At 62.8% G+C, this 1,388-nt stretch carries 1 protein-coding gene; it reads left to right on the top strand.

What is annotated here, in order from left to right:
* Positions 1–1,388: transglycosylase domain-containing protein (locus CVV68_RS22910; RefSeq protein ID WP_110503279.1), on the top strand; the 1,388-nt coding region annotated here is incomplete at both ends.

Raw genomic sequence — 1,388 nt, 5'->3', positions numbered from 1 at the left:
CCCGCCCAGGCCACCACCGTGCTGGCCAGTGACGGCTCCACGATCGCCAGGTTTTACGAGCAGGACCGCCAGGCCGTAACGCTTGCCAACATGTCGCCGTCCATCAAGAACGGCATCGTCGCCATCGAGGACGCGCGGTTCTACCAGCATGGCGGCATCGACATGACGGGTATCCTGCGCGCCGTGGTGGCGACGCTGCAGGGCGGGCGTGAAGGCGCCTCCACCATCACCCAGCAGTACGTGAACAACGTCATCATCGAAAACCTGGTCACGTCCGGCAAGACGGACCAGGCGAAGCTGGGCTCCCAAAAGTCCGTGACGGACAAAATCAATGAAATGAAGGAGGCCATTGACCTGGAGAAGAAGATGTCCAAGGACGACATCCTCCAGGGCTACCTGAACCTCATCTACTTCGGCAACGGCGCGTACGGCATCCAGGCGGCCGCGAAACTGTATTTCAACACCAGTGCCAAGGACCTGACGCTGCCGCAGGCCGCAGCTTTGGCCGGCGTGGTGAACAGCCCCTCGGTCTATGACCCGGTGGCCCACCCGGCCAATGTGGTCACCCGCCGCAACGAGGTGCTCGCCAAGATGCTGGCGCAGAAGAAGATCACCCAAAAGGATCACGACGCCGCGGTGAAGGCGCCGCTGAAACTCCACTTCACCAAGCCCTCACAGGGCTGTGTGGCCGCGGCCACGGCGCCCTACTTCTGTGACTACGTCCAGCAGCTGGTGCTCAACGACAAGGACTTTGGCGCCACCCCGGAGGAGCGGACCAAGTTCCTGTACCAGGGCGGCCTGACCATCAAGACCACCCTGGACCCGAAGCTGCAAAAGGTCGCACAGGCCCAGGTGGATGGCAGCATGAGTGCCACCGACCCGCTGCAGCGCGGTGCCGCCGTGGTCAGCGTCCAACCCGGCACCGGCAAGGTCCTCACCATGGCCCAAAACACCGTGTACAACCCGGCCACCAAGCCGGGGAACTACATGGGCAACTTTGCCCTTCCCGTCAAGGACGCCAACGGGCTGCCCCTGCACGGCTCCGGGGGCTTCCAGATCGGCTCGACATTCAAGCCGTTCGTGTTTGCCGAGTGGCTCAACAGCGGGCACTCCATGATGACCAACATCGACGGGTCCGTGCGCGACTATCCCGTCGGCTACCCCTGGAAGAACTCCTGCGGAAGCACCACGGGATCGTACGATCCGACCCAGCCGGGCCAGTCCCTGCTGCCCAATGACGACCCGGACCACTACTACTCCATGACCGCCTACCTTGGCCTGGCGATCTCCATCAACACCATCACCTTCCAGACGGCCACGCAGCTTGACTTTTGCAACATCCAAAAGATGGCGACGGCGGCGGGCCTGAAAAATGGCCAGACCAACAA

It is taken from the genome of Arthrobacter livingstonensis (assembly GCF_003219815.1).
GTDB classification, from domain to species: domain Bacteria; phylum Actinomycetota; class Actinomycetes; order Actinomycetales; family Micrococcaceae; genus Specibacter; species Specibacter livingstonensis.
The sequence above is the reverse complement of the archived record's forward strand: the minus strand, read 5'-3'. Positions and strand labels throughout refer to the sequence as shown.